This is a genomic window from Roseobacter fucihabitans (genome assembly GCF_014337925.2).
Lineage (GTDB): Bacteria > Pseudomonadota > Alphaproteobacteria > Rhodobacterales > Rhodobacteraceae > Roseobacter > Roseobacter fucihabitans.
The window spans coordinates 1,888,388-1,914,283 of the sequence record NZ_CP143423.1; the positions used below are offsets into that span (position 1 = coordinate 1,888,388).

Here is a 25,896-nt window from a genome sequence, read left to right on the forward strand (position 1 = left end):
CGCCACCGCGGGGCCTCATTTCTTTTGGCCTCAAATACTCCCGCCGGAGGCATCCGACGGTGCCAACAGATCAATCGGTGCCGCGGTAAGGTTCGACATATTGCAGCGCCATGTCCCAGGGGAAAAAGATCCAGGTATCCTGGCTGACCCCGGTGATGAAAGTATCGACCTGCGGCTCGCCCTGCGGTTTGGCATAGACGGTAGCGAAATGCGCCTTGGGATATTGCGCGCGCACCAGTTCCAGCGTCTTGCCGCTGTCCACCAGATCATCGACGATCAATATGCCAGTGCCGTCGCCCATCATCTCCTGGTTCGGGGCTTTCAGCACCTCGGCGTCACGGCGCTCGTCTGCCTTGCCGCCGCCGGAATGGTAGGAGACGACCGAAATCGTATCGACCGTGCGAATATCAAGCTCGCGCGCCACGATCATCGCCGGGGCCATGCCGCCGCGCGTGATCGCCACGACCGCGCGCCAGCCGCCATCATCCGGCCCCTGCCCGTCGAGCCGCCATGCCAGCGCCCGGCTGTCGCGGTGGATTTGGTCCCAACTGATGTGAAAGCCTTTTTCATGGGGCAGGCGGCTTGGATCTTTGCTCATTTCAGGTCCTTTCAACAAGCAGACGCAGCCCCAGAGCCCCCAGAAGGGTCGCGGCGATACGATCAAGAATGGGTTTGGCGTTCAGATATCCGCGCCGGGCGGGTGCACTGGACAGTAAAACGGCGAAGAGGCCATAGAAAACCACTTCGAGGGCAAGGTGATTGGCCACGATCAATGTGATTTCCATAGCGTTCAGACCTTGGGGGAACACCACAAGGATCACGGCAGCGGCAAAGAGCATGGATTTCGGATTGCCGATATTGACCAGCAAGCCGGAGAGCAAGGCGCGTCCCTTGGGGCGGTCGATCTCGCCCACCGGGTCGCGCGCATGACGCCAGGTCTGCACGGCGATCCAGATCAGATAAAGCGCCCCGGTGATTTTCAGCAGCGTATAGGCCCAGGGGAAGAGCGCGAACAGGCTCTCAAGCCCCAGCAGCGCCGCCAAAGTCCAGCCAGCGGCGGCCAGCCCAAGACCAAGCCCCGTGGCAAAACCCGCAGCGCGCCCAGAGGCCACACAGGTCTTGATGAAATAGAGCAGTGCCGCACCCGGACTTGCAATGGCCGCCATAAGCACGAGGTTGAAAGCGATCAGGCTCTCGACGCTCACGGTTTATGCCTTGCTCATATCTGGCGCGTCGACCGCCTTCATCCCCACCACGTGATAGCCCGCATCCACATGCAGGTTTTCGCCCGTGGTGCCGGAGCCGAGATCGGAGAGCAGGAAGAGCGCGGCCTTGCCCACGTCCTCGGTGGTGACGTTGCGGCGCAGGGGTGAATTATATTCGTTCCACTTCATGATGTAGCGGAAATCCCCGATACCCGAAGCCGCCAGCGTCTTGATCGGGCCAGCGGAGATGGCGTTCACGCGGATGCCGTCCTTGCCCAAATCCTCAGCCAGATATTGCACCGAGGCCTCCAAGGCGGCCTTGGCAACCCCCATCACATTATAATGCGGCATGACTTTTTCCGCGCCATAGTAGGTGAGGGTCAGGCAGGAGCCACCCTCAGACATCATCTTTTCCGCGCGCTGCACAACAGCCGTGAAAGAATAGACCGAAATATCCATGGAGAGCGCGAAATTGCCGCGGCTCGTGTCCACATAACGCCCGCGCAATTCGTTCTTGTCCGAAAACCCGATCGCATGCACGATGAAATCGAGGGTGCCCCAGCGCTCCTTGAGGCTCTCAAACAGCGCATCCAGAGAGGCCTCATCGCCCACATCACAGGGCAGGACGATATCGCTGCCCAATTGCGCCGCGAGCGGCCCGACACGCTTTTTCAAAGCATCCCCCTGATAGGAAAACGCAAGCTTCGCGCCCGCGTCCGCACAGGTTTTGGCGATCCCCCAGGCAATGGATTTATCGTTGGCAAGGCCCATGATGAGGCCGCGCTTGCCTGCCAGAAGATCGTTTCCCATGAAGGTCCCTCGGTTTGTTTCAGGTGTTTGTGTCTGGCAGACCTTTAGGCGATTGCGCAAGGTGCATCAAGGCTGGTTGGGTTGTGGACGGGATGGGCTTGACCTTTCGGATGGTTCGGCCATCTGGTAGCGCGATGTAGACGGAGGGTATGATGGAAGAAAGAACCGGTAAATTTGCGGGCAATGACCCGTTCCAGATCGCGCGTGATTGGCTGGCAGAAGCGGAGAAAAGCGAACCTAACGATCCCAATGCCATCGCGCTGAGCACGGTAGACGGTCAGGGGTTGCCGAACGTGCGCATGGTGCTGCTCAAGGATATCGAGGCGGATGCTTTTGTTTTTTATACCAATTACGAAAGCGCCAAGGCGGGCGAATTGGAAAGCGCGGGCAAGGCCGCCTTTGTAATGCATTGGAAATCCTTGCGCCGCCAGATCCGTGTGCGCGGGCTTGTGTCGCGCGAGGATGGGCCACCCGCTGATGCATATTACGCCTCGCGCTCTCTTAAAAGCCGCCTGGGTGCCTGGGCGTCGCGGCAATCGCGTCCGCTCTCAAGCCGGGCCGCCCTTCTGGCAGAAGTTGCCAAGGTAACGGCAAAACATGGCCCCAACCCCAAGCGCCCCCCATTTTGGGGCGGCTTCAGACTCCAGCCGGTGGAGATCGAGTTTTGGGCGGATGGTGAGTTCCGTCTTCATGACCGATTTCGTTGGCAGCGGGCGGGGTTACAGGACGACTGGTCGATTTCGCGGCTCAATCCCTGATTAAGGTCACACATCAAAGGGGAATTAAAAACAGTGTTTGTAAGCGCACACATTTATGTGCAAAGATTATAACTGTGTTGGAATGTCAGGTGTTTACCCCAAGAAATTAAACCCTGGCGGGTAAATGTGGTGTTTTTGAGGCGACAGTGTGCTTGTATTGGCCAATTTTGTTGCTTACCCGAAGGTATCGGTGCATTTTTTGTTTTAAAGTGAGAGAATGAAGTTATTTCGTCTGATACCATGTTAAATAAATTTACGGCGGCTGAAAGTTTGCGTGTGAGCGATACCGAAGATATATCCCCCCGCGTGTCAGGGTTGGTTAAGTGGTTTGATCCGGTGAAAGGGTTCGGCTTCGTCGTATCTGATGCGGGTGGTCCGGATATTTTGTTGCATGTTAACGTCTTGCGCAACTTTGGACAAAGTTCCGTGGCCGATGGCGCGCGCGTCGAACTTGAAGTTCAAAAAACCGACCGGGGTGTTCAGGCGACGCATGTGATCGCGTTGCAGCCGCCCGAAACGGGTGAATCGGTAGGGCTGTCGGATATCGCAGCGCTGGATCCGGCCACCGTTGCCGCCGCACCATTAGAACCGGCGCGGGTCAAATGGTTCGACAAAGGCAAGGGTTTTGGGTTTGCGAATGTCTTTGGGCGGCGCGACGATATTTTCCTGCATATGGAAGTGCTGCGCCGCTCGGGCCTGTCTGATCTGGCACCGGGCGAGGCGCTGGCCTTGCGCGTGATCCAGGGCAAGCGCGGACACATGGCGGCCGAAGTATTTGCCTGGGAAGCCGCGCTGGATACTTCCGACGCATGATCCTGCGCGCGGCGGTTGTGTTTTGCGCTTTGGGGACCGCGGGTCTCGCGCAGACCTGTCGCGAGGATGCAGTTTTTCTCAAGGGCGACTGGGGGCAGGCGCGGTTTTCTGTCGAAATCGCCGATGATGCCGCCGAGCGGGCGCAGGGCTTGATGCACCGCGCGTTCATGCCGAGCAGTTCGGGCATGTTATTCGTCTATGAACGCCCGCAGGCTTTGTCTTTCTGGATGCGCAACACGCTCATCCCGCTCGATTTGTTGTTCTTGGATGCTTCGGGGACGGTCAAATCCATTCACCATTCCGCGCAGCCGCTGGATGACACACCGATTCCCGGCGGGCGCGACCTGACCCATGTGCTGGAAATCAACGGCGGGCTCGCAAAAGCGATGGGAATTGTGCCCGGCACCGTGATGCGCCACCCAACATTTTCCGGTCTTGAGGCGGTTTGGCCCTGTTAGGGCTTTTCAAACCCGCGCGCCCCGTCTAAAGAGTGCTTCGTCGGAGCGTGGCGCAGCCTGGTAGCGCACCTGTTTTGGGTACAGGGGGTCGGAGGTTCGAATCCTCTCGCTCCGACCATTTTCCAGTCTTTGAATTTGTTGATGTGGGCTGCGGTGATCCGCGCCGCATCGTGGTGCCTTGTGGTTGTTGTCCGTCGTGGCCTGCCTTGATCCCGCGTGACAGGGAATCGTCTGCGACTCACCACGTCCACAACATCTAGTGGATGCCCCGAGGGCCGAGCGGCGAACCCGCTAGATATGGGGATGCCTGCGGGCATGATCAGCGGTCAGATGCCATAAAACTGTAACATGGCGTGAATATGGTTAAGGGTTGAAAGGCGCGCGCGCCTGCAGCGTCAAATTGTATCTCTGCGCCTCGCGACTGTGGATTAATTCAAGTGCTACATCAACCTGCGTTGCTAAAGGGGCCTATCCATTGGGGTATTGGGCACCATAGGCACCGAAGGCGTTAACCGCCCGCTTGTGGATATTAACTTTGCATTAATATGTTGAATCACACGCGCTGGCTGGGTGCTCAAAACGGACAGGCCGTCAAGCGGTCGTCTGTCAAAAAAACTGTAAAAATTTCGTTGACCGGATAGGGTCCAATACGTCAGATTGTGGAGGCCGACGATGACGCCACAACATGTAGTGGTTAAACGCACAGAGGTGCATCGACGGACCAAGGGCAGACAGACGAAACATACCATCGTTCTGACGCAAACCGGCAGCACCCTATCGCGGTGCTGATCGAGTTTGGTTTACCGCCCCGGGTCCACGGCATGAGTGAGGCGTTCTGCTATGGCAGGATCGGCTCTTTGATGAAGACGCTGAAGATGAGGCAGCTAAAATGAAAATTGAACGTAAATTCACCAAAGTCGACCATGACGCCTATTCAGAGCTGGATTTTGTGACGACCGCGTCCGAAATCCGCAACCCGGATGGCACCATCGTGTTCCGCCTGGACGATGTCGAGGTCCCCTCCTCCTGGAGCCAGGTCGCCAGTGACGTGATCGCGCAGAAATATTTCCGCAAAGCGGGCGTCCCATCGGCCACGAAAAAGGTCAAAGAAAAAGGCGTTCCCGAATTCCTGTGGCGCTCTGTCCCGGCTGAAGGCGCGGAAATGGGCGGTGAAACATCCTCCAAGCAAGTGTTCGACCGGTTGGCCGGTGCCTGGGCCTATTGGGGTTGGAAAGGTGGCTATTTCACCACCGAATCCGATGCGCGCGCCTATTTTGACGAAATGCGCCACATGCTGGCCAGCCAACGCGCCGCACCGAATAGCCCCCAGTGGTTCAACACGGGTCTGCATTGGGCCTACGGCATCGACGGCCCCGCACAGGGCCACCATTACGTCGATTACAAAACCGGCAAATTGACCAAATCAAAGTCCTCATACGAACACCCACAGCCCCATGCGTGCTTTATCCAGTCAGTCTCAGACGACCTCGTAAATGACGGTGGCATCATGGATCTGTGGGTGCGCGAAGCGCGGCTGTTCAAATACGGCTCCGGAACCGGAACGAACTTCTCCTCCTTGCGCGGCGCCGGGGAAAGCCTGTCAGGCGGGGGTAAATCCTCCGGCCTGATGGGTTTCCTCAAAATCGGGGACCGCGCGGCGGGCGCGATCAAATCGGGTGGCACCACGCGGCGTGCGGCGAAAATGGTAATCGTGGATGCGGATCACCCCGACATCGAGGATTTCATCAACTGGAAGGTGATTGAGGAGCAGAAAGTGGCGAGCATCGTCGCAGGCTCCAAGATGCATGAACAAAAACTGAACCTCTTGTTCGCGGCGATCAAAGCATGGGACGGCGCGGTTGAAGACGCCTATGACCCGGCCAAGAACGACGCGCTGAAGCAGGCGGTCCGCGAGGCGAAAAAGGTTTCGATCCCAGAGACATATGTAAAACGCGTACTGGATTATGCCAAGCAGGGTCACACCTCGATTGAATTCCCGACCTATGACACCGATTGGGACTCCGAGGCCTATAATTCGGTCTCCGGGCAAAACTCCAACAATTCGATCCGCGTGACCAACGCTTTCCTGACCGCCGTTGAAAAAGACGCCGATTGGGAATTGATCAACCGGGTCAACGGCAAGGTTACAAAGACCGTCAAGGCGCGTGAACTCTGGGAACAAATCGGCCATGCCGCATGGGCCTGCGCTGATCCGGGCATCCAATATCACGATACGGTCAACGACTGGCACACCTGCCCCGAGGACGGTGCCATTCGCGGATCGAATCCCTGCTCGGAATACATGTTCCTCGATGACACGGCCTGTAACCTGGCATCGATGAACCTGCTGACCTTCCTCAAGGATGGTGTGTTTCAGGTCGAGGATTATATGCATGCGGCGCGTCTGTGGACCGTGACGCTGGAAATTTCCGTGATGATGGCGCAATTCCCGTCCAAGGAAATCGCGCAACGGTCTTATGATTTCCGCACATTGGGTCTGGGCTATGCCAACATCGGCGGCTTGCTGATGAACATGGGGTATTCCTATGACAGCTCTGAGGGGCGTGCCCTTTGTGGTGCGCTGACGGCGATCATGACGGGTGTGTCCTATGCGACCTCTGCCGAAATGGCGGGCGAGTTGGGACCGTTTCCGGGCTATGAAAAGAACAGCGCGCATATGCTGCGGGTGATCCGCAATCACCGTGCTGCGGCCAATGGCAAACTTGACGGTTATGAAAGCCTGGCGGTCAATCCGGTGGCGCTAGATCATCGCAGCTGCCCCGATCAGCGTCTGGTCGAAATTGCGCGCAGCAGCTGGGATCATGCCTTGGAGTTGGGCGAAAAGCACGGCTACCGCAATGCGCAGGTTTCTGTGATCGCGCCAACCGGCACCATCGGTCTGGTCATGGATTGCGACACCACGGGCATCGAGCCGGATTTCGCCCTGGTGAAGTTCAAGAAACTCGCGGGGGGTGGATACTTCAAGATCATCAACCAATCCGTCCCCGGTGCGCTTGAAAAGCTCGGCTATGGTTCCGCGCAGATCGAAGAAATCGTATCCTATGCGGTCGGTCACGGCACCATCGGCAACGCACCCGGCATCAACCACACGTCGCTCGCCGGGCATGGTTTTGGTCCCAATGAATTGGCCAAGGTGGATGGCGCGTTGGCCTCGGCCTTTGACATCCGGTTTGTGTTTAACCAATGGACGCTGGGCGAAGCGTTCTGCACGCAGGTGCTGGGGATCCCAGCGGCAAAGCTGAATGATCCGACGTTTGATTTGTTGCGTCATCTGGGGTTCTCCAAGAAAGACATTGATGCGGCCAATGATCACGTTTGTGGCACCATGACGCTCGAAGGTGCGCCTTTCCTCAAGGATGAGCACCTGAGCATCTTTGATTGCGCCAACCCCTGCGGCAAGAAGGGCAAGCGGTATCTGTCGGTTAACAGCCACATCCACATGATGGCCGCAGCACAGTCGTTCATTTCCGGCGCGATCTCCAAAACGATCAACATGCCCAATGATGTGACCATCGAGGATTGCCAGAAGGCCTATGAACTCAGCTGGTCGCTGGGTGTCAAAGCCAATGCGCTCTACCGCGACGGCTCCAAACTCAGCCAACCGCTCGCCGCATCGCTGGTGGAGGATGATGAGGACGCCCAGGAGGTGCTCGAAAGCGGTAATGCCCATGAAAAGGCCGCCGTTCTGGCCGAAAAGATCGTCGAGAAAATCATCGTCAAGGAGATCGTGAAGTCGCATCGTGAAAAGATGCCGCAGCGTCGTAAAGGCTACACGCAAAAAGCCATCGTCGGCGGGCATAAGGTCTATTTGCGCACCGGCGAATACGAGGACGGCAAGATCGGTGAGATTTTCATCGACATGCATAAGGAAGGCGCGGGTTTCCGGGCGATGATGAACAACTTTGCGATCGCGGTCTCCGTGGGTCTGCAATATGGCGTGCCGCTGGAGGAGTTCGTGGACGCCTTCACCTTCACCAAATTCGAGCCCGCGGGCATGGTGCAGGGCAATGAGACCATCAAGAACGCCACCTCGATCCTGGACTATGTGTTCCGCGAATTGGCCGTATCCTATCTGGATCGCACGGATCTGGCGCATGTCGCCCCCGCGGGTCACACGTTCGACGATCTGGGCCGGGGCGAGGAGGAAGGCGTGAGCAACGTCTCCGAATTGTCCGAAACGGCGGCGGCGAAGTCGTTGGAAGTGCTCAAGCAAATCAGCTCAACAGGGTATCTGCGCAACCGGATGCCACAGGAGTTGGTGGTTTTGCAGGGCGGTCAGGGGTTTGCCGACCGGGCGGTCGCCTTTGACGGGCTGTCGCCTGTTGCTGAGGGTAATGTCGCCGTGGCCATGGCGAGCACGGCTATCGCCAGCGGATCCATCAGCATGGACGCGCGCACCAAGGCCAAGATGCAGGGCTATGAGGGCGAGGCTTGCGGCGAATGTGGCAACTACACGCTGGTGCGCAACGGGACTTGCATGAAGTGCAACACCTGTGGCGGGACGTCTGGGTGTAGCTGAGGGGGGCATGTTATGAGTAGGATGAACTACGACAATCTGCCTGAAAATACGGCGATCAACGAAGAAGGGATGAAAAGAAAGAAATCGGTTGGAGTCAGTCTCGATAATCGCAAATATATCACTCTAAATAATCCCAACATCAAAAACTATGACATCGCTATTGATGCGACAAACTCTCATCACGTAGTTGTAAACGGTTTGAAGACTGAGGATTGCCGAGTTTCTCTAGTGGGTCACGGTACGAATAACCTCACGATGCTAAACATGGAGATCAATGGCTTTAAGCTAACTGACTTCACTGGAGATTTTGATTTTCTATCGGTGACTTCGGCTGACGAAATATTATTTCTCGGTGAAATCCTGACGACTGCGGACTTCAGAGATCGTCTGGAACTTCTGAAATCCAGTAAACTTGGTTTCTTTCTTAGAGATAGAGACTTTGGTGATTGGATTGGTTTGGCAGGGCTCCTCATTGGATTGAGTCAGTGTGTGAAGGGATAATAAGAACACGTGCCGGCAATGGCGCGTAGGGGTGTCGGCTGACCAAGACCGGTCGGCATCCTGACGAAACAGAAGCGGGTAGAGTTAATGCTCTTTTGCGTTCAACATTGGAGGGGTGAGACTACGCAGAAAACGAAGTCGTTTTCCGCTCTGTCTCACTCGTCGGAAATTCTTCGGATTTCCAACGTGATTGGGGACGGGCAGGGTGGGACCTTGGCCTCTCTAATATCCAGCGGAGAGAGACAGAGTAGGTTTTTTTTGCCGAAAACCCGCTCTGTTTCTTTCCACGAAAAATCTTTGGATTTTTCATGGGACAAGGGAGCGGATGCGTTCGTTCCTGGCGACGTTCAGGCCGCAGGCAAAAAAATACCGAGCGGTTAATATATTGAGCCTGAACGGCGAAACTGAATGGGGCTCTGCGGGGCCCCATTTTTTTTGTGCGGTACCCAAAATCGAGGGGTGTGTTTGGAAGGTGCTGTTTGCAAAGGTGGCCTGAAAGCCCACCCTACGGTGCATAAGAATAGCCGTAAGGTGGGCTTTCAGGCCACCTTTGCTCGGCTAGAACAATTCCGAAACAGGTGCTTTCTGTTTCAACCCCATCTCCTTGCGCAGCTTTGCCCTTGCCCGCGCCAAACGCGACATGACCGTTCCGACGGGTAGGCCTGTGAGCCGTGCCAACGACGCAGGGCTGGTTTCGCCCGCCGCGATCATCTGGATCAAAAGGGCCTGGTTTTCAGGCAGACGGCCAACAGCAGCGACGATCTCGGCAAAGGCCATGCGCGTTGGCGCATCCGGCAAAACGGCCATACTGTCCTCTTCCAGCGGATCGGTGGGTCTTTCAGATCGCCATTTCTGCCGTGCCAGATTGCGCAGAACCGTCATGGCATAGCGTTCGAGATCTTCCACCTCGGTGCCACTATGCAGCGCAGACCATAATTTCAGCGCCGCCTCCTGCGCCAGATCATCGGCATCGCTCTGGCTGTCACTCAGACGCTTTGCCCGCGTTGCCAGGCGTGGCAGCAGAGCGTTCAGATCATCGGGTTGTCTGTGAAGATCATGCATGTCGCGTTCCTTTTTGCCGGGACTGGATCAAACATGGCATGTCTGGCGCAGGTCACCAGATGGGGGGATTTTGCCGATGGCACCTTTGCGCTCTTTTTCGGCAACGCCTTGCCACCCCGGCGGGCGGGGATCGGCGGGGAATGGCGCGATAGCACCACGTACCACTGGGGCAGGGACGCAACCGGCGCTTCCCGCATCTTACTGGGTGAGGCGCATGAGAGCGCCTTGGAACACTTATGTTCAAACTTTAACGGGAGATCCCACATGACACTGTTCAACAAACCAACCATCGCTCTGATCGCTCTGATGTCGGCTTCTGGCGCAGTGGCCGCGCTGAGTGCGGACACGAATGGGGACGGCGTTTTGACCATCGACGAGGTGCAGGCCGTATACCCGGACGTGACGGCTGAGGCTTTCTCCACGATGGATCTTAATGCGGATGGCGCGCTGGACGAAGCAGAAGTGCAATCGGCGCAGGAAGCAGGGCTGATGCCAGCCTAAATCGCCGAAAGCCTGAGCTTGTCCGACCCTCACTGATCGGCGAGCATATCAGGATCAACGTGCCCGGTTCCACCCCCAGGAACCGGGCATTTTCGTGTAATCAGGTGGGTAAATATATCCTGAATCGCGCCCGAATCTGTGCATCCAGATGCGGGTCAAATCGCGCTGCCGAGCGTTGCGCGAGGATTTCCTCCTTACGTACAGTGGCTTTTTCAATGAGGTCTGGCTTGCCGCGCTCCACCCATTCCTTGGGCGAGGTGCGATCCCCAAAGGTGGGGTATACATGGTCCTGCTCCATGCGCCCGAGCGTCTGTTCGGTGCCCAGGTAATGCCCCGGCCCGCCGATACAGACCTCCCTGATCTGTTCCAGCGACAGAGTATCGGGCGTGACCTCGATCCCGCGGATGCAACGCATCGCCTGTCCGATCAGATCATTGCCCAATATCAGCGATTCATGGCAAAATCCCAGCAAAGACGCATGCATCCCGGCAGCTTCATAAACCATGTTCAACCCCGACAGACCGGCCATCACGTTGGAGCACATCTGCTCCCACCCCGCCTGCATGTCGGGCAGTTTGGAATCCGTAATGCCGGCAGCGGCCCCGCCCGGCAGGTCGTAGTATTTATGCATCTGCGCGCAGCCGGCCGTCAGCAAAGCCTGCTCACCCGACCCGCCCGTCATCGCGCCGGTGCGCAGATCAAGACCAAAGGGCCAGGTGCCAAAAACCGCCGGGTGTCCCGGTTTGACCGCGTTCACATAGACCAGACCGGCGAGACATTCGGAAACGGCCTGCACAATCGCGCCCGCAACCGTCGAGGGGGCCGTCGCACCGGCCATGCCCGCCGATAGCAGCAGCACGGGTATGCCCGCCTTGATGCATTCCTCCATGACTTCGCAGGACTCAGTGGCAAATTTCATTGGCGGCACGACGAAACAATTGCTGTTGCTGACAAAGGGCCTTTCGCGCCATTTATCCTCGCCCCCTGCAATCATATGCAGCATTTCAATGCCATGCTTGACGAAGCCGGGCTCGGTGAAAGAAACGCCAATGTGTTTCGTCGTTCCCGCACAGCAAGCATAGATGGAATTATAATCCATCTCCAGATTGTCGGTGATGTCGCGGCATACCATCGGGCGTTGCAAGAAGTGGATGTTATCGAGCGTATCCGCAATGCGCGCAGCATCATGCAGGTCCTGAACGCCACATTCGCGGTAATTGCGCCCGTCGGCCTCCACCAGATGCACGGCGGCCCCGGCAGTGCCATAATGCACGCGGTGCCCGGAAAGTTGCAGATCATGCTGGGGGTCGCGCGCCATCAGCGTGACCGAGCGATTGGCCCGCGCAATCGTGTCCTCAATCAGGGCGCGCGGAAAGCGGATACGCCCGTCATCGCCGAGAATTGCCCCCGCGCCGGTCAAATAGGCAATGCCGGAGGCGGGCGCATCCGCCAGGCCGATCTGCTCAAGCGCATCCAGTGCCGTGGCGTGTATCTGATCCATCTGAAGGGGGGTGAGCGGGGTGTAGGCCCCTCCGGGCATTCCCGGTCTGATTGGGCGCAGGTGCGAGGCGAGGGGAGCGGCACGCGCGGCACGGCGCGCAGCACGGCCCCCGCTGCGGATTTGTGTTCGTTGTGTCATGGGATCATCCTGAGAAAAGCGTTGCTGAAAACCGGTTATTCCAGCGGGGGGCGGCCCCGTGCTGCGCGCCCACGCTCAGCGCCGATCGTGCGCACCACCAAATTGATTTTGCTCAGATCATCCTGCATGGCGCGCGCCCCTTTCTCGCGTCGATTAGCGGCGGGAATTCGGGATCGGTCAAGCTTGTTTGCGACACCGTGTCGTTATTGGAATGAGCCGTCTGAGGGCGCAGGGGGCGGAGCCTTGCCGTTTTGAGCCAGATGTCTGCGCAGCTTATGGCCGGTTTTCGTCCAATCACAGATCAACGCGCAAATGTGTATTGAACCAAGCCCGCTGTTCACCAGTTTGGGGATCAAGGGCGCGCGGAAAAGCAAAAGCGCCCGAAACATAGACCGAGGATATCAGAATGAAGAACATCTTGAGTGCAGCAGCCGCCATCGTCGTCACGCTTGTGGCAAGCACCCCCGCCTTTGCCGGTGCGCTGAATGAACCGGTGATCGCGCCCGCCCCCGTCGCCCCCCCGCCAGCGCCTGTTTACACGGGCGGCGATTGGACCGGCTTCTATGGCGGTGCCCAGATCGGCAATTTGGATGTGGATGGCAAAAACGGCCTTGCGGGTGTTGGTGGTGATGACACAACCTTCGGTGTGCATGCCGGGTATAATTATGACTTTGGGGCCTGGGTTCTGGGGGGCGAGGTCGATTATGATGATGCGAGTGTCGATCTGGAATCGGCGGGCGCGCCGATTGGTCAATCCGTTGATTCGGTATGGCGCGCCAAGCTGCGCGGCGGCTATGACTTCGGTCGTACGCTGCTTTATGGCACGGTGGGGCTTGCGGATGTTGACACCAGCGTCGGGGGCGATACCGGCGATTTCTACGGCGTCGGCCTGTCCTATAAAGCCACGGAGCAGGTGATCATCAGCGGTGAATACCTCAAGCACAGCTTCAGCGATCTGGGCGGAACATCCGGTCAGGACGCGGATGCGGATACCTTCACCCTGCGTGCCTCCTGGCAGTTCTGATCGCGGATCGCACAAGCGTGAACCCGCCGCCGTGATTGGGCGGGTTCACCGATGTCAGCGGCGGCTCAGGGCGTCGGCATGCGCGCAAAGGGTTTGCAGCGCCTGTTCGAAACCCGCATCCTCGATGGTCATGGCGACGCGGATATGGCCCGCCGCGCTACTCCCGAAGCTCTCGCCGGGCATGACGGCGATGTGGTGTTCGGCCAGCAGATCATAGGCAAATGCCTCGCCGCTCATGCCCGTCGCGCGGATGTCCAGCATCAGATACATCGCCCCCTGCGCCGGGATCAACCCGACCGTGTTCTGGCGCGCCAGAACCCCCTTGGCGAGGGCGCGCCGTCGTTTGAAGGGGGCCGCGATTTCGGCCTCGAACGCCTCACCTTGATCCAGCGCGAATTTGGCGGCGTCCTGGATGAAGCCCGGCACGCCGTATGTCGTATGGGTCGCCAGTGTGATCAGGTTGGCGATGGCGTCTTGGGGTCCGATGATCCAGCCGCAGCGCGATCCGGTCATGGCGTGGGATTTCGACATCGACCCGACCACAAGCGTGCGTTCGGCCATGCCGGGCAGGGCGCGGGGGGATAGATGGTGCCCTTCCCAGACCTGCGTGTCATAGACCTCATCCGAAATCAGCCACAGGTCGTCCTCTCTGCAGATATCGGCAATCGCGTTCAGCGTTTCATCGGAATAAACTACGCCTGTGGGGTTGTTGGGCGTGTTGATCAACAGCGAGCGCGCCGCTTTTGAATGCGCCCTGAGGGCCGCAGCGCGCGGTTGAAAGGCATCCAGCGCTCGCGTTTCGATCACCTGCGGCATGGCCCCCGCGCCGCGAATTGTGCCGGGGTAGGTGGCATAATAGGGGTCGAAATAAAGTGCGGTATCGCCCGGATCGCAGGCCGCCATATGGGCGGCAAAAAGGGCCGCTTGCCCGCCCGGTGTGATCAACACGTTGTCCGGCGTGGTTGCAACATCCGTACGCGCCTGCACCCGCGCCGCCACCGTTTGACGCAAAGCGCGCGTGCCAGGCACAGCGGCATATCCGGTATGCCCGTTCATCGCCGCGGCGTGCATGTCCCGCAGTATGGGGGCTGCGGTGCGAATGTCATGCTCCCCGATGGTCAGTTCGGTAACATTGATGCCCTTCGCGATCATCGCGCGCGCCTTGAGGAACACATCCCACCCGTCAGAGCCGCCGCCCGTCAGGCCGGTAATACGTGTGGAGAGTTGCATGGCGGGTTCCTTCCCTGATCCCGGCGCAGGGGGGCAGAGCGGCTTTGATTCGTCAATCGCCCTTGACCCGCGAGGCATCTGCGGGTTACCCATGCGCCATGACCCAAACCGCTCCCATTTGCTGTATTATTTGCTGATCGCATTCCGCGGGCGGTTTCAGGTCGTTTTCATGCCTCCACAAGATTGCCAAGCCCGCGTCACCCCTGCGCAAGGACGCCTGCCATGACGACATTGAAGCTCTACAACACCAAAACCCGCTCCAAAGAAGAGTTCGTGCCCATTGATCCCGAAAACGTGCGCATGTATGTCTGCGGCCCAACGGTCTATGATCGCGCGCACCTGGGCAACGCGCGCCCGGTGATCGTGTTTGATGTGCTCTATCGTCTGTTGCGGCATGTCTATGGCGAAGATCATGTTAAATATGTGCGCAATTTCACAGATGTGGATGACAAGATCAACGCGCGCGCAGCCGAAAGTGGACGGTCCATCGGCGAGATCACGGATGAAACCAGCCGTTGGTTTTTGGAGGATATGGCCGCCGTTGGGGCGCTGGAGCCGAACGCGATGCCGCGCGCGACGCAATACATCCCGCAGATGGTCAAGATGATCGAGCAGTTGATCGCCAAGGATCATGCCTATGCCAAGGAAGGCCATGTGCTGTTCCGGGTGCGCTCTTATAAGGGCTACGGGAGGCTGTCGGGCCGGTCCGTCGATGATATGATCGCGGGGGCGCGGGTCGAAGTGGCCCCGTTTAAAGAAGATCCGATGGATTTCGTCCTTTGGAAGCCTTCCGATGCGCAAACCCCCGGTTGGGACAGCCCTTGGGGGCGGGGGCGTCCGGGCTGGCATATCGAATGCTCTGCCATGGCGCGCGAGTTGTTGGGACCCACGTTCGACATACACGCGGGCGGCAATGATCTGATGTTCCCGCATCACGAGAATGAGATCGCCCAAAGCTGCTGTGCCAATGAGACAGAGATGATGGCCAATGTCTGGCTGCACAATGAGATGTTGCAGGTCGAGGGCAAGAAGATGTCCAAATCGCTGGGGAATTTCTTTACTGTGCGCGATTTGCTGGACCAGGGTGTGCCGGGCGAAGTGATCCGCTTCGTGATACTGTCGACGCATTACCGCAAGCCAATGGATTGGACTGAGAAGAAGCGGGAGGAGGCGGAGGCAACACTGGTAGATTGGTATTCTAAAACAGATGGCATTGAACCGAACTCGGAGTTTGATTGCAATCTCGCGCGCGCGCTCGGTAACGATTTGAATACGCATCAAGCAATTCAGGAAATGCATTTTTGGGCAAGATCAAATATACCTAAAAGCGGTGAATATCTGAAATCAATGATGAACCTGATCGGCTTCAACGATGCCGAAAATACAAAGTGGTTTCGTGAAAAACAGGGTTCATCTTCTTGGTTCTCATACACGGGCTCTAAAGAACCCGATGTCAGAGTTCTTGAAGGGTTGATGCAAGAATGGCACAGTTTGCGGGCACGTAAAGACTATGCAGCCGCAGATGTTCTAAAGTCAAAAATTGAGAATGCCGGTTTGCAATTGAGCGTAAGTTCAATCGGGCCACACGCATCCCTTGCCTTAGACTTCGACCCCGCCAAACTCAAGGACCTGAAATGACCGGCGGAAGGTGGCCTGAAGCCCACCCTACGGCACGCCCCCGTAAGGTGGGCTTCAGGCCACCGCTGGTCGGGGAGCTGTCATGAGCGAACGGCTTTATCTTTACGACACGACCCTGCGGGATGGCCAGCAGACGCAGGGCGTGCAGTTCTCCACAGAAGAAAAACGCGCCATCGCTGAGGCGCTCGACAGCCTGGGCGTGGATTACATCGAAGGCGGCTGGCCGGGGGCAAACCCGACCGACAGCGCCTTTTTCGAGGATGCGCCCCAGACCCGCGCGACCATGACGGCTTTTGGCATGACCAAACGCGCGGGGCTTTCAGCGCAGAACGACGATGTGCTGGCCGCCGTCATGAACGCAGGCACGCCTGCCGTTTGCCTCGTGGGCAAAACGCATGACTTTCATGTCAGCGCGGCACTTGGTATCTCGCTGGAGGATAACACCGACAATATCGCGCGCTCCATTGCCCATCTCAAGGGCGCCGGTCGTGAGCCACTTTTTGATGCGGAACATTTCTTTGATGGCTATCGTACCAATCCCGACTATGCTCTCACGGCGGTGCATGCGGCTTACGATGCGGGCGCGCGCTGGATCGTTTTATGCGACACGAACGGTGGTACCATGCCGCAGGAGGTGGGCGATATCACCGCTCAGGTCATCGCCTCGGGCATTCCCGGCGATCGCTTGGGGATTCACACCCATAACGACACGGAAAACGCCGTGGCCTGTACGCTGGCCGCCGTCGATGCGGGCGCGCGACAGATCCAAGGCACCCTGAACGGTCTGGGTGAGCGCTGCGGCAATGCCAACCTGACCGCGCTCATCCCCATCTTGCTGCTCAAGGAACCCTACGCCAGCCGCTATGACATCAATGTCACCAAAAAGGCGCTCAAGACCCTGACCCGCACGAGCCGGATGCTGGATGAAATCCTTAACCGCGTGCCCTTCCGGCAGGCGGCCTTTGTCGGATCTTCGGCATTCGCGCATAAGGCCGGGCTGCATGCCTCCGCGATCCTCAAGGACCCTACTACCTACGAACATATCGACCCCGGCGATGTCGGCAACGCACGCATTATCCCCATGTCCAATCAGGCCGGGCAATCCAATCTGCGCCAACGGCTCAAGGACGCCGGGATCAAGGTGGCCAAGGGCGATCCGGCTCTGGGTTTGATCCTGGATCAGATCAAGACACGCGAGGCGGAGGGGTATGCCTATGACACCGCACAGGCGAGTTTCGAGTTGTTGGCGCGTGAGGCTTTGGGGAAAATGCCCACGTTTTTCGAGGTAAAGCGCTACCGGGTGAGCGTGGAGCGGCGCAAGAACAAATACAATAAGATGGTCAGCCTGTCCGAGGCCGTGGTCGTCGTCAAAGTGGATGGCATCAAGAAGCTCTCGGTCAGCGAATCCATGGATGAAACCGGTTCCGATCGCGGTCCGGTCAACGCGTTGGCCAAAGCTTTGGCCAAGGATCTGGGTCCCTATCAGGGGATCATCGACGACATGCGTCTGGTGGATTTCAAGGTGCGCATCACCCAGGGCGGCACCGAGGCCGTCACCCGCGTGATCATCGATTCCGAGGACGGGCAGGGGCGGCGTTGGTCCACCGTGGGCGTGTCCGCCAACATCGTGGATGCCTCTTTTGAAGCACTTCTGGATGCGATCCGCTGGAAGATTCTGCGTGACCGGAGCAAACCGGCATGACCCAGAGTTACGAAGAAGCATTTTTTACCCTGCACCGCGACTTGCCGCGTGAAGGTCCGGGCGAGGCCGCGGATATCGAGTGGGCGGCGCAGGTTGCGGGCCTTAAACCGGATGCGCGGATTTGCGATGCCGCCTGCGGACCGGGCGCTGATATTGCAACCCTGCGCGGGGTGGCCCCACAGGGCCATATCACGGGCATGGATAAAACCGACGCCTTTATCGCACAGGCCCGCAAACGGCGTGGGTCGGATCCGAATGTGACGCTGTCTACCTGCGATATGACGGCGCTCACCGGTCCGTTTGACATGATCTGGTGCGCCGGGGCGCTGTATTTTCTTGGCACCACAGAAGGCTTGCGCGGGTGGCGTCACGCCGTGGCACCGGGCGGTGTGATAGTCTTTTCCGAAGTCTGCTGGTTTGGAGAGGCGCGCCCTGCGGCGGCGGTGAAGCTTTGGGAGGAATACCCGGCGATGACCGATATTGAGGGCGTGGCGGCTCACGTGCAGGCGGCGGGTTTTGAGACGTTGGCGACACGGCGGCTTGGCGACAACGCTTGGGAAGATTATTTCGGTCCGCTTGATGCGCGTATTGCTCAATTGCGCCCTAAAGCGCGTGGCGCTTTGGCGCAGGTCCTGGATGAAGCAGAAGCCGAGGCCGCTTGCTGGCGGGCGCATCGCGACAGTTTCGGATACCTTTTGAGCGTGGTGCGCCCGCATGAGCTTTGAGCCAGACCTGACCGCTTGCGCGGCGCTGGTGGAAAAGGGCGACCCGGATCGCTTTGCCGCCACAATGGCCAGCCCGGTTGCCGCGCGGCGCGTCCTGTTTCCGCTTTATGCGTTCAACATCGAAGTGTCGCGCGCGCCTTGGGTGACGCAGGAGCCGATGATCGCCGAGATGCGCCTGCAATGGTGGCGCGATGCGCTGGAGGAAATCGCCACAGGCGATACCGTGCGCCGCCACGAGGTTGTCACGCCCTTAGCCGCCATATTGGACGCCGATGGGGCCAGGGTGCTGGACCGGCTGGTCGCGGCGCGGCGCTGGGATATCTACAAGGAGGCCTTTGAGGGCGCTGCGCATTTCGAGAGTTATCTCAATGACACGGCGGCGGGGTTGATGTGGGTGGCGACGCGCGCTTTGGGCGGGACCGATGCGCATTTCGAAACGCCGGTGCGCAAGCTGGGGCGCGCCACGGGCCTTGCGCGATTCCTGCAAGCGGTCCCGGCGCTTGAGGCGCAGGGGCGTATTCCGCTGGTGGATGGGCGTGCGCAGGCCATCGGGGTTCTGGCAGAGGTTACGCGCGGGGCTTGCCCGTCGGTTCGTGAGATCAAAACGCTATTGCCCGCAGGTGCGCGTCCGGCTTGCAGTGAGGCGTTTTTGACGCAGGACCTGCTGGATTTGGTCGTAAAGCGACCGCAGCGCGTGGCCGAGAGTGCGATCACGCTGAACCCTTTGAAACGGTCCTATCTGCTGTGGAAATGGTCCTGAGATCAGGCCGCTTGTGTCTTGGGGCGCAGCATCAGCCAGATCAGCGCGCCACCCGCCAGCACCAGAAACGGCACCATGGCGATGTTGACCGCGGCCCAGCCTTCTTGCGGTGTGCCGCCCGAGCAATTCATCAACCCGCCGGAGGACAGCGACGCCAGCGTCACGCCGCCAAAGACCAGCAGGTCGTTTACCCCCTGCATCCGGCCGCGTTCTTCGGGCCTATGCGCGCCCGCCAACATGGTGGTCGCGCCGATGAAGCCGAAGTTCCAACCCAAGCCAAGCAGGACAAGCGCGACAAAGAAATGCTCAAGTTCCACACCGGAAAGCGCCACCAGACCTGCCGCGCCCAGGATCAACAGCCCAAGCCCCATAATCCGCTCCACGCCAAACCGCACAATCAGATGCCCGGTGAAGAAAGAGGGCGCGAACATCGCCAGCACATGCCCGGTGACCACGTTGGACGCATCCGCCACAGCAAAGCCGCAGCCCACCACCGCAAGCGGTGTCGAGGTCATCACCAGGTTCATCAGCGCATAGGAGACCATCGCGCAGATCACCGCGACGGCGATGCGCGGGGTCTTCAACAGTTCGATCAGCGATCGCCCATGCGGGCTATCGACGGTCGGTTTGGGGGGTTTGGGGATGTCCAGAAACGCAAAGAGGAACATGCCCATGACGTTCAGGACCATGGCGGCGATATAGACCGGGAAAAACCGCATCACGGTTGCGTCCGGGTTGGTGCTGGTCAGGTATCCGACCAGTTGCGGGCCGATGATCGCCGATAAAAGCCCCCCCGCCATGACATAGGAAATTGCCTTTGGGCGGAACCCTTCAGAGGCGGTATCCGCAGCGGCAAAGCGAAAAAAACCTTGTGAAGACATGTAGATACCGGTCAGGTAGCTGCCCACAAGAAAGATCCAGAAATTCGATAGCGTCAGTGCATAAGCGCAGATCGCCGCCCCGATCAGACCGCCCAGAGCCCCGACGATAAAGCCCGCGCGCCGTCCAAAGCGATGCATCAGTCCCGACAGCCAGGGCGCGGTGGTCATGGAGCCAAAGACGATCATCGAAATCGGCAGTGTCGCAAGGCAGGCGTTGACCGCCATTTGTTGCCCGGCCAGCCCGCCGATCACGAAAATCATGGTGATCTGGCTGCCCAGAAAGGCCTGTGCCATGACCAGAACGGCCACATTGCGTTTTGCGCGGGTATCATCGACTTCTTGCATGGGCCTTGCGTAATCCTGTTGGCGAGACTGGGCAAGGGGTCATGCGTCTCTTGCCTGATATGGATACTGATATGGGTAAGTCCTGTTGCGTGTCTCGCGCGATGTGGCCACGCCCTCTTGCGCATCGCGTGATCTGCCATAAGGTCTCGATATGAAAGAGGATCAGACAACCTTGGTGATGGCGGGCGCGCGCGAGGCGCATGGCGTGATTGCGGGGCTATTGGGGCGCGGACGGCGCGTGATCGCGAGCCTGCCGGAACCGGAACGGGTGTTTGAGCCGATACCGGTTCCGACCCGTATCGGGGGCTTTGAACAGGCGGATGATATGTGCGCCTGGTTGCAACAAAATGGCGTGGGCTGCGTGATTGATGTGAGCCACGCGTTTGACGCTGAGGTTTCGGATATGGCAGCGCAGGTCAGTGGCGCGCAGAAGGTGCGCTATATGCGCTTGCTGCGCCCCAGCTGGCGCGCGACCCGTCAGGATGGATGGGAATTCTATGACACCATATCCGCGGCCGCGCGTGATGTTCCGCAAGCCGCCCGCGTCTTCAGCAATACCGGGCGCGCGTCGCTGCCCGCGTTTGCCGATTTTTCGGGTCAGGCCCTGTTTCTGCGTCAGACCGGACCCTCGCAGCATCCACCGCCCTATCCCTTTGTGAAATATATTGTGGGCACGCCGCCATTCTCGCAAAAGAGTGAAGAAATACTGTTTCAGGAACTGCGCATATCGCGGTTGATCTGTCGCAACGTTGGGGGGGCTGCAAGCAGATCAAAGCTGCTGGCGGCACGGCGGCTGGGAATACGCGTTTCGATGATTGAACGCCCGCCCGCACCCGAAGGCATGCCGCAGGTGTCAACCGTGGCAGAGGCGCTGGCGTGGGAGGCCAACCCTTGAGTGTGGGGCGCATCATACGGACGGACGCGGATGTGAGCGAGGGTGCCGCATGGCTTGCGCAACACGATCCCGTGCTGGCGCGCGCATATGCGGCAACCGGACCTTTGCCGCTGCGCCGCAGGCCGGATGGCTTTGGTCAACTACTGAGCGCGATTGTCAGCCAGCAGGTGTCAACGGCCTCGGCGCGCGCGATATGGGGCCGGTTGCAGGATGCAGGCGTCGATACTGTCCAAGGCGTAAAGGCGCTGGATGAGGCCGAGTTGCGCGCGCTCGGGCTCAGCCGCCAAAAAGCGCGCTATGCCCAGGCGCTGGCTGCGGCGGAGATCGATTTTGACGCGCTGCGTGAACAGCCCGACGACCACGTGATCAAGACGCTCACGGCGGTGACGGGGATTGGGGTGTGGACGGCAGAAATCTATGTCATGTTCTCCCTGGGGCGCGCCGATGTGTTTGCGCCCGGCGATCTGGCGCTGCAAGAGGCCGCGCGCGTCCTTTACGATCTGCCCGAGCGGCCAAAAGAACGCGCGCTTCGGCAGATGGCGCAAAATTGGTCGCCCTGGCGGTCGGTTGCGGCGCGGCTGCTCTTTGCCTACTACAGACACGCAAAACAAAGGGACGGGATTTCATGACACGGGTATTGAATGCAGAACGCCGCGCGCCGGTGTCGGGAGACACACGTTCGGTTGTGGTGTTCCTGCATGGCTATGGTGCCAATGGGGCGGACCTTCTGGGGCTGGCCGATCCGCTGGGTGAACATTTGCCAGACACGCTTTTTATCGCCCCGGATGCGCCGGAGGATTGCGCCGGTGCGCCGATGGGGTTCCAGTGGTTCCCGATCCCGTGGATTGACGGCTCCTCAGAGGAGGAATCCATGCGCGGGATGGCGCAATCGGTTGCGGATCTGAATGCCTTTCTGGATGCGTTGATGGTGGATGAGGATGTATTGCCCGAGCAGGTGGTGTTGTTCGGGTTTTCGCAAGGCACGATGATGGCCTTGCACGTGGCCCCGCGCCGGGAAGATGAGATCGCCGGGGTTGTCGGGTTTTCGGGGCGCCTGCTGAGCCCAGAAGCTCTCGCGGATGACGTGGTTGTGCGCCCGCCGATCCTGCTGGTGCACGGGGATGCCGATGACGTCGTGCCGCCTCAATCCTTGCCACAGGCGGCGGAAGCCTTGCAGGAAGCGGGTTGGAAAGACGTCTTTGCCCACATCATGAAGGGTACGGGTCACGGCATCGCGCCTGACGGTCTTTCTGTGGCACTGGCCTTCATGCGCGACAAGCTGAGCCTCTAATTCTCGGCCAAAACCGCTCCAAAACGACGCCCTCTTTCAGTGGATAAATAAGGCTGGTTGGCGACCGGACCCATTGTTGCGGGCGTTTTTCCGCGCAAAGTCGAAAGGCGTAGTCCAAATGGATCATGACCCGGCGCGCGCGGGTCGTGTAGTTTTCAAAGACATTTCATTTGGAGAAAAACATGATTTTTAAATCACTGAAGGGTGCGATCATTATCGCAACATTTGTATTTTCCGGGAGCGTCGCGCTGGCGGATAAGAAACCACGTGCGTCAAAACCCGCGGATCCGAATCAGATCATTCAGACCTATCTGGGCAATACCTGGGTCTGGTCGCGCGGCGGGTCTTACTGGGGTGGTGGCGGCACATTTCAGGCAGTCTGGACCAGCGAGAAGAACGGCAGCAAGTCTTATGCAGATGGAAAGTGGTATGTGACCTCAAAAGGGACGCTTTGCTATGAGGCCGTTTGGGAATGGAAAGACAAAGAGGAAGCGGACAAGGTTGAGAAAAATTGCTGGCAACATGTAGTCGATAAGGAAGGGCAGGTTTGGCAACGCCATCACGAAAAAGAAGAATGGTACAAGCCCGGCCCGGAAAAGATAAAGAGCGGTAACGCGATCAAAGCGGAGTACAGAAAACACCGCAAAGCCGTTGGTGGATAGGGGCCTGTCTGCTGATGTGAGGGCACCTTAGCAACCCGTTTTGGGACGAGCATATGCCGCCCATGCTATTTCAATGACCCGCAGCCCGGCGCTTAGCCCTTGCGGTATGCGCCGGGGCTTTGCCCGTATACGCGTTGAAATTCAGTATAGAAATTTGACCGGGTCAAAAAACCCGACGCCTCACCGATGATGCCAACGGGGTCCTTGGTGTCGCGCAATAATTGCGCGGCCTGACGCACCCTAAACCCGTTGATGAATTGCGACACATTGGTGCCGGTCTGGCGGTTGACGGCTGATGATAACGCCCGGTCCGTTACACCCAGACGCCGCGCCAGGCGGGTCAGGGAGAGGTCCGGGTCGGTAAACAGCTGGCTTTGCGTCAGAAATTCCTCCGCTTGGCGCAGGATGGCGGCGCTGTCATCGGTCTGTGGGGCACCGGGATGTGCGGAGTGGGCCGGGGTTTTCGCAACCCAGAACACCGCCCCCGCAAAGAGTGTGATCAATGCAAGGCTGCCAAAGGACAGGAGGCGAGACACGTTTTCCCCCTGATTTCTGGCAAAATCGACGGCGATGACCGCATCCATCACACAGGTTATGGCCAGCAACATGATGCCCAGAAGCATAAGGCGGCGCATCTTGGGAACATGGGCGACGGCCAGATGCGACAAGCGATCCGGACCGCCTCGCCACAGGCGCATGAGTAAAATCGCATAGGCGGCGTAGCTGAGCCCGATCATCAGATCGAGCGCAATGCGGGTCTGCGGTATGGCGGCGGTGATCGTGCTCAGGGCGAGCGCAACGCCCAAATGTTTCAAGACTGTTCGCGCCAAAACGTCGCTGTGATCCGACAAGGTCACAAAGCCGAGGTAGAGCAGGGGGCCGATCCAGAAGGGCAGGAGGCGTTGCAGAACGAGAACGCCCTCGATCTGATAGGCAAAACGCAACGCCACCAGGATGGTCTCGACCATGATCACGCCGACAAGGGCGACAAAAAACGTCTTGGCCCCGCGCATCAACCAGGGCCGCGTGAGGATCAGCAGCCCCATCAATGCCGCACATAGTGTCAGAAAAAGGGGAAGGGGGATGGAAATCACTGTTTTTCCTGCATTCTGTGGCGCGAACCTGTCCTGAAACGGCTTTCAGGACATGCCCCCCATTGCCTGAAATAGGGCGGCGGCTCAAGTCAGGAGCATCCCCAAACCAATGCAAGGATGTTTGATATGAACCGTAAACTCACCCCTCTCGTTGCTGCCTTTGGCCTGGTCATGTTGACGCAGATGCCGGTTGCGGCAGAGATCCAGACCTTTCGCCCCGCCGTTGCCGAATTTACCGCAGCGCACCCCTCCCCCGAACGCCGGTTAGACGGTCATGTTTGGTATCCGACGCTGGCAGAAGGCGAGGAGGGATTGTTACGCGCCAGTGCCGTCTGGCGCGATGTCACGGCGCATCTGGACGCGCGCATCGCTCCCGGTGTCTTTCCGGTCGTGCTGATTTCACACGGCATGTATGGTAATTCGCTCAATCAGGCGTGGCTGGCCAAACGGTTGGCCGCGGAGGGTATCATCTCGATCATGCCAAACCATCCGGGCACGACAAGCTTTGGCCGGGACCCCGAACAGGCCCGGCAATTGTGGCTGCGCGCAACCGACCTCAGTGTCAGCTTTGATACGCTGCTGAGCGATCCGCGTGTGGCGGATCATATGGACCCGACGCGGGTTGCGGCGGTGGGTCATTCCCTTGGCGGATACACCGTGATGGCGGCGGCCGGCGCGCGCCATGATGTGGCCCATTTCAATCAAAGCTGTGTGAATGCCGCCGAGCGCGCCGATTGCAACGCGCTTGAGATGTGGAAAGTGGGTCATAGCCCGGATGATCTCGACATGCTGCAAAGTGACCGTTCCGATCCGCGCATTCGCACCGTCATTCCTCTTGATCTGGGCGGGGCGCAGACCTTTGATCCGGCCAGTCTGGGGGCGATTGACATGCCGGTGCTGGTGCTGGGGTCGGGGCGCCAGGACATGCTCGATCAGGACGTCGAGTCGCGCGCGCTTGCCAAGGCGCTCCCGGCTGACCTTGTCACCCATGAGGAGATCGCGCAGGCGGGACACTTCGATTTCATGGGCCTTTGCGTGGAGGGCGGCTATGACATCCTCAAGCAGGAGGAGCCTGGCGATGAGATCGTGTGTCTGAAGGGCATGACCGAGCGCGCTGCACGTCATCAACAGATTTTCGATCTGATCATGGTGCATCTGAAAAACACCGGCGTGCTTAAGAACGGCTGAGAGATAAACTGCCCGTCTTCACGGGGACGGGCAGTTTGACGCATCCCTGTCATGCTGGCGTTACCAAAACACTCTATCCAGCCTGCGACATGTTGTGGTCCACGAGGGGCTTGCCAGACGCAAACCACGAGATATAGTCACACTATCGGCGGGAAGGTCCCGCCGGACCGGACG

General features: G+C 58.9%; 24 protein-coding genes and 1 tRNA gene. 17 read left to right on the top strand and 8 right to left on the bottom strand.

Annotated elements, in window-relative coordinates; genetic code table 11:
- Positions 1–70: 70 nt before the first annotated feature.
- From gpt to fabI, 3 genes are read right to left on the bottom strand one after another with little or no spacing between them, the layout of a single operon-like run.
- The gene (gpt, locus tag ROLI_RS09155; RefSeq protein WP_187429929.1) at positions 71–598 is read right to left on the bottom strand and encodes a xanthine phosphoribosyltransferase; all 528 of its coding nucleotides are present in this window, start codon (positions 596–598) and stop codon (positions 71–73) included.
- A gap of 1 nt (position 599) precedes the next feature.
- The gene (locus tag ROLI_RS09160) at positions 600–1,205 is read right to left on the bottom strand and encodes a LysE family transporter (protein ID WP_187429930.1); all 606 of its coding nucleotides are present in this window, start codon (positions 1,203–1,205) and stop codon (positions 600–602) included.
- Between the two features lie 3 nt (positions 1,206–1,208).
- Complete coding sequence (gene fabI / locus ROLI_RS09165) at positions 1,209–2,015, bottom strand: enoyl-ACP reductase FabI (RefSeq protein ID WP_187429931.1); 807 nt, start codon at positions 2,013–2,015, stop codon at positions 1,209–1,211.
- 152 nt (positions 2,016–2,167) lie between these two features.
- On the opposite strand from fabI, the gene pdxH reads away from it, so the two are divergent.
- From pdxH to ROLI_RS09195, 6 genes are all read left to right on the top strand, one after another.
- Entirely contained in the window at positions 2,168–2,773 is a 606-nt protein-coding gene (pdxH, locus tag ROLI_RS09170; protein ID WP_187429946.1) for a pyridoxamine 5'-phosphate oxidase, read from the top strand.
- 276 nt (positions 2,774–3,049) lie between these two features.
- Entirely contained in the window at positions 3,050–3,586 is a 537-nt protein-coding gene (locus ROLI_RS09175) for a cold shock domain-containing protein (protein ID WP_316247440.1), read from the top strand.
- Complete coding sequence (locus ROLI_RS09180) at positions 3,583–4,044, top strand: DUF192 domain-containing protein (RefSeq protein ID WP_187429933.1); 462 nt, start codon at positions 3,583–3,585, stop codon at positions 4,042–4,044. Before ROLI_RS09175 ends, ROLI_RS09180 begins: the two co-directional genes overlap by 4 nt.
- A 41-nt stretch (positions 4,045–4,085) precedes the next feature.
- Positions 4,086–4,162, top strand: a tRNA-Pro gene (locus ROLI_RS09185).
- Between the two features lie 771 nt (positions 4,163–4,933).
- On the top strand, positions 4,934–8,584 hold the full coding sequence (locus ROLI_RS09190) for a vitamin B12-dependent ribonucleotide reductase (protein ID WP_187429934.1): 3,651 nt from the start codon (positions 4,934–4,936) through the stop codon (positions 8,582–8,584).
- 12 nt (positions 8,585–8,596) lie between these two features.
- Positions 8,597–9,085, top strand: coding sequence for a hypothetical protein (locus ROLI_RS09195; protein ID WP_187429935.1), 489 nt, complete (start codon positions 8,597–8,599; stop codon positions 9,083–9,085).
- 558 nt (positions 9,086–9,643) lie between these two features.
- Here the strand turns inward: ROLI_RS09195 and ROLI_RS09200 are convergent.
- Complete coding sequence (locus ROLI_RS09200) at positions 9,644–10,147, bottom strand: RNA polymerase sigma factor (protein WP_187429936.1); 504 nt, start codon at positions 10,145–10,147, stop codon at positions 9,644–9,646.
- Positions 10,148–10,411: 264 nt separating this feature from the next.
- Between ROLI_RS09200 and ROLI_RS09205 the strand changes: the two genes are divergently transcribed.
- Positions 10,412–10,648 (top strand): hypothetical protein, encoded by a 237-nt coding sequence (locus ROLI_RS09205; protein WP_187429947.1) that lies wholly within the window; start codon positions 10,412–10,414, stop codon positions 10,646–10,648.
- 100 nt (positions 10,649–10,748) lie between these two features.
- Here ROLI_RS09205 and ROLI_RS09210 read toward each other — a convergent pair whose 3' ends face one another.
- Positions 10,749–12,287 (bottom strand): trimethylamine methyltransferase family protein, encoded by a 1,539-nt coding sequence (locus ROLI_RS09210; RefSeq protein ID WP_187429937.1) that lies wholly within the window; start codon positions 12,285–12,287, stop codon positions 10,749–10,751.
- Positions 12,288–12,693: 406 nt separating this feature from the next.
- On the opposite strand from ROLI_RS09210, the gene ROLI_RS09215 reads away from it, so the two are divergent.
- Positions 12,694–13,311, top strand: a complete 618-nt coding sequence (locus ROLI_RS09215) for an outer membrane protein (protein ID WP_187429938.1) — start codon at positions 12,694–12,696, stop codon at positions 13,309–13,311.
- A 54-nt stretch (positions 13,312–13,365) separates the two neighbouring features.
- On the opposite strand, the gene ROLI_RS09220 is transcribed toward ROLI_RS09215, so the two are convergent.
- Positions 13,366–14,541 (bottom strand): pyridoxal phosphate-dependent aminotransferase, encoded by a 1,176-nt coding sequence (locus ROLI_RS09220; protein ID WP_187429939.1) that lies wholly within the window; start codon positions 14,539–14,541, stop codon positions 13,366–13,368.
- Positions 14,542–14,763: 222 nt separating this feature from the next.
- On the opposite strand from ROLI_RS09220, the gene cysS reads away from it, so the two are divergent.
- The 4 genes from cysS to ROLI_RS09240 all read left to right on the top strand — a co-directional run bounded on the left by cysS (position 14,764) and on the right by ROLI_RS09240 (position 19,366).
- Entirely contained in the window at positions 14,764–16,179 is a 1,416-nt protein-coding gene (cysS, locus tag ROLI_RS09225) for a cysteine--tRNA ligase (RefSeq protein WP_187429940.1), read from the top strand.
- An 82-nt stretch (positions 16,180–16,261) separates the two neighbouring features.
- A complete protein-coding gene (gene cimA, locus ROLI_RS09230) occupies positions 16,262–17,881 on the top strand; it encodes a citramalate synthase (RefSeq protein WP_187432208.1) in 1,620 nt (539 codons plus the stop codon).
- Positions 17,878–18,606 (top strand): trans-aconitate 2-methyltransferase, encoded by a 729-nt coding sequence (locus ROLI_RS09235; protein WP_187432207.1) that lies wholly within the window; start codon positions 17,878–17,880, stop codon positions 18,604–18,606. Before cimA ends, ROLI_RS09235 begins: the two co-directional genes overlap by 4 nt.
- Positions 18,596–19,366, top strand: coding sequence for a squalene/phytoene synthase family protein (locus ROLI_RS09240; protein WP_187432206.1), 771 nt, complete (start codon positions 18,596–18,598; stop codon positions 19,364–19,366). Before ROLI_RS09235 ends, ROLI_RS09240 begins: the two co-directional genes overlap by 11 nt.
- Before the next feature lie 2 nt (positions 19,367–19,368).
- Here ROLI_RS09240 and ROLI_RS09245 read toward each other — a convergent pair whose 3' ends face one another.
- The gene (locus ROLI_RS09245) at positions 19,369–20,592 is read right to left on the bottom strand and encodes an MFS transporter (protein WP_187432205.1); all 1,224 of its coding nucleotides are present in this window, start codon (positions 20,590–20,592) and stop codon (positions 19,369–19,371) included.
- A gap of 151 nt (positions 20,593–20,743) precedes the next feature.
- On the opposite strand from ROLI_RS09245, the gene ROLI_RS09250 reads away from it, so the two are divergent.
- The 4 genes from ROLI_RS09250 to ROLI_RS09265 all read left to right on the top strand — a co-directional run bounded on the left by ROLI_RS09250 (position 20,744) and on the right by ROLI_RS09265 (position 23,440).
- Complete coding sequence (locus tag ROLI_RS09250) at positions 20,744–21,487, top strand: precorrin-6A/cobalt-precorrin-6A reductase (protein ID WP_187432204.1); 744 nt, start codon at positions 20,744–20,746, stop codon at positions 21,485–21,487.
- Complete coding sequence (locus ROLI_RS09255) at positions 21,469–22,116, top strand: DNA-3-methyladenine glycosylase 2 family protein (protein ID WP_316247511.1); 648 nt, start codon at positions 21,469–21,471, stop codon at positions 22,114–22,116. The genes ROLI_RS09250 and ROLI_RS09255 overlap by 19 nt, the downstream gene beginning before the upstream one ends.
- Positions 22,113–22,778, top strand: coding sequence for an alpha/beta hydrolase (locus tag ROLI_RS09260; RefSeq protein ID WP_187432203.1), 666 nt, complete (start codon positions 22,113–22,115; stop codon positions 22,776–22,778). Before ROLI_RS09255 ends, ROLI_RS09260 begins: the two co-directional genes overlap by 4 nt.
- 170 nt (positions 22,779–22,948) lie before the next feature.
- Positions 22,949–23,440, top strand: a complete 492-nt coding sequence (locus ROLI_RS09265; RefSeq protein ID WP_187432202.1) for a DUF995 domain-containing protein — start codon at positions 22,949–22,951, stop codon at positions 23,438–23,440.
- 92 nt (positions 23,441–23,532) lie between these two features.
- Here the strand turns inward: ROLI_RS09265 and ROLI_RS09270 are convergent, their stop codons facing one another.
- Positions 23,533–24,534 carry an AraC family transcriptional regulator gene (locus ROLI_RS09270; protein WP_187432201.1) on the bottom strand — a complete coding sequence of 334 codons (1,002 nt, stop codon included), beginning with the start codon at positions 24,532–24,534 and terminating at the stop codon, positions 23,533–23,535.
- Between the two features lie 126 nt (positions 24,535–24,660).
- On the opposite strand from ROLI_RS09270, the gene ROLI_RS09275 reads away from it, so the two are divergent.
- Positions 24,661–25,722 carry an alpha/beta fold hydrolase gene (locus ROLI_RS09275; RefSeq protein ID WP_187432200.1) on the top strand — a complete coding sequence of 354 codons (1,062 nt, stop codon included), beginning with the start codon at positions 24,661–24,663 and terminating at the stop codon, positions 25,720–25,722.
- Positions 25,723–25,896: the final 174 nt, after the last annotated feature.

Bases quoted from the DNA above. Each gene is read 5' to 3' on its own strand.
- gpt (WP_187429929.1), bottom strand. From the start codon at position 598: ATGAGCAAAGATCCAAGCCGCCTGCCCCATGAAAAAGGCTTTCACATC.
- fabI (WP_187429931.1), bottom strand. From the start codon at position 2,015: ATGGGAAACGATCTTCTGGCAGGCAAGCGCGGCCTCATCATGGGCCTT.
- pdxH (WP_187429946.1), top strand. From the start codon at position 2,168: ATGGAAGAAAGAACCGGTAAATTTGCGGGCAATGACCCGTTCCAGATC.
- ROLI_RS09180 (WP_187429933.1), top strand. From the start codon at position 3,583: ATGATCCTGCGCGCGGCGGTTGTGTTTTGCGCTTTGGGGACCGCGGGT.
- ROLI_RS09190 (WP_187429934.1), top strand. From the start codon at position 4,934: ATGAAAATTGAACGTAAATTCACCAAAGTCGACCATGACGCCTATTCA.
- ROLI_RS09195 (WP_187429935.1), top strand. From the start codon at position 8,597: ATGAGTAGGATGAACTACGACAATCTGCCTGAAAATACGGCGATCAAC.
- ROLI_RS09200 (WP_187429936.1), bottom strand. From the start codon at position 10,147: ATGCATGATCTTCACAGACAACCCGATGATCTGAACGCTCTGCTGCCA.
- ROLI_RS09205 (WP_187429947.1), top strand. From the start codon at position 10,412: ATGACACTGTTCAACAAACCAACCATCGCTCTGATCGCTCTGATGTCG.
- ROLI_RS09210 (WP_187429937.1), bottom strand. From the start codon at position 12,287: ATGACACAACGAACACAAATCCGCAGCGGGGGCCGTGCTGCGCGCCGT.
- ROLI_RS09215 (WP_187429938.1), top strand. From the start codon at position 12,694: ATGAAGAACATCTTGAGTGCAGCAGCCGCCATCGTCGTCACGCTTGTG.
- ROLI_RS09220 (WP_187429939.1), bottom strand. From the start codon at position 14,541: ATGCAACTCTCCACACGTATTACCGGCCTGACGGGCGGCGGCTCTGAC.
- cysS (WP_187429940.1), top strand. From the start codon at position 14,764: ATGACGACATTGAAGCTCTACAACACCAAAACCCGCTCCAAAGAAGAG.
- cimA (WP_187432208.1), top strand. From the start codon at position 16,262: ATGAGCGAACGGCTTTATCTTTACGACACGACCCTGCGGGATGGCCAG.
- ROLI_RS09235 (WP_187432207.1), top strand. From the start codon at position 17,878: ATGACCCAGAGTTACGAAGAAGCATTTTTTACCCTGCACCGCGACTTG.
- ROLI_RS09240 (WP_187432206.1), top strand. From the start codon at position 18,596: ATGAGCTTTGAGCCAGACCTGACCGCTTGCGCGGCGCTGGTGGAAAAG.
- ROLI_RS09245 (WP_187432205.1), bottom strand. From the start codon at position 20,592: ATGCAAGAAGTCGATGATACCCGCGCAAAACGCAATGTGGCCGTTCTG.
- ROLI_RS09250 (WP_187432204.1), top strand. From the start codon at position 20,744: ATGAAAGAGGATCAGACAACCTTGGTGATGGCGGGCGCGCGCGAGGCG.
- ROLI_RS09260 (WP_187432203.1), top strand. From the start codon at position 22,113: ATGACACGGGTATTGAATGCAGAACGCCGCGCGCCGGTGTCGGGAGAC.
- ROLI_RS09275 (WP_187432200.1), top strand. From the start codon at position 24,661: ATGAACCGTAAACTCACCCCTCTCGTTGCTGCCTTTGGCCTGGTCATG.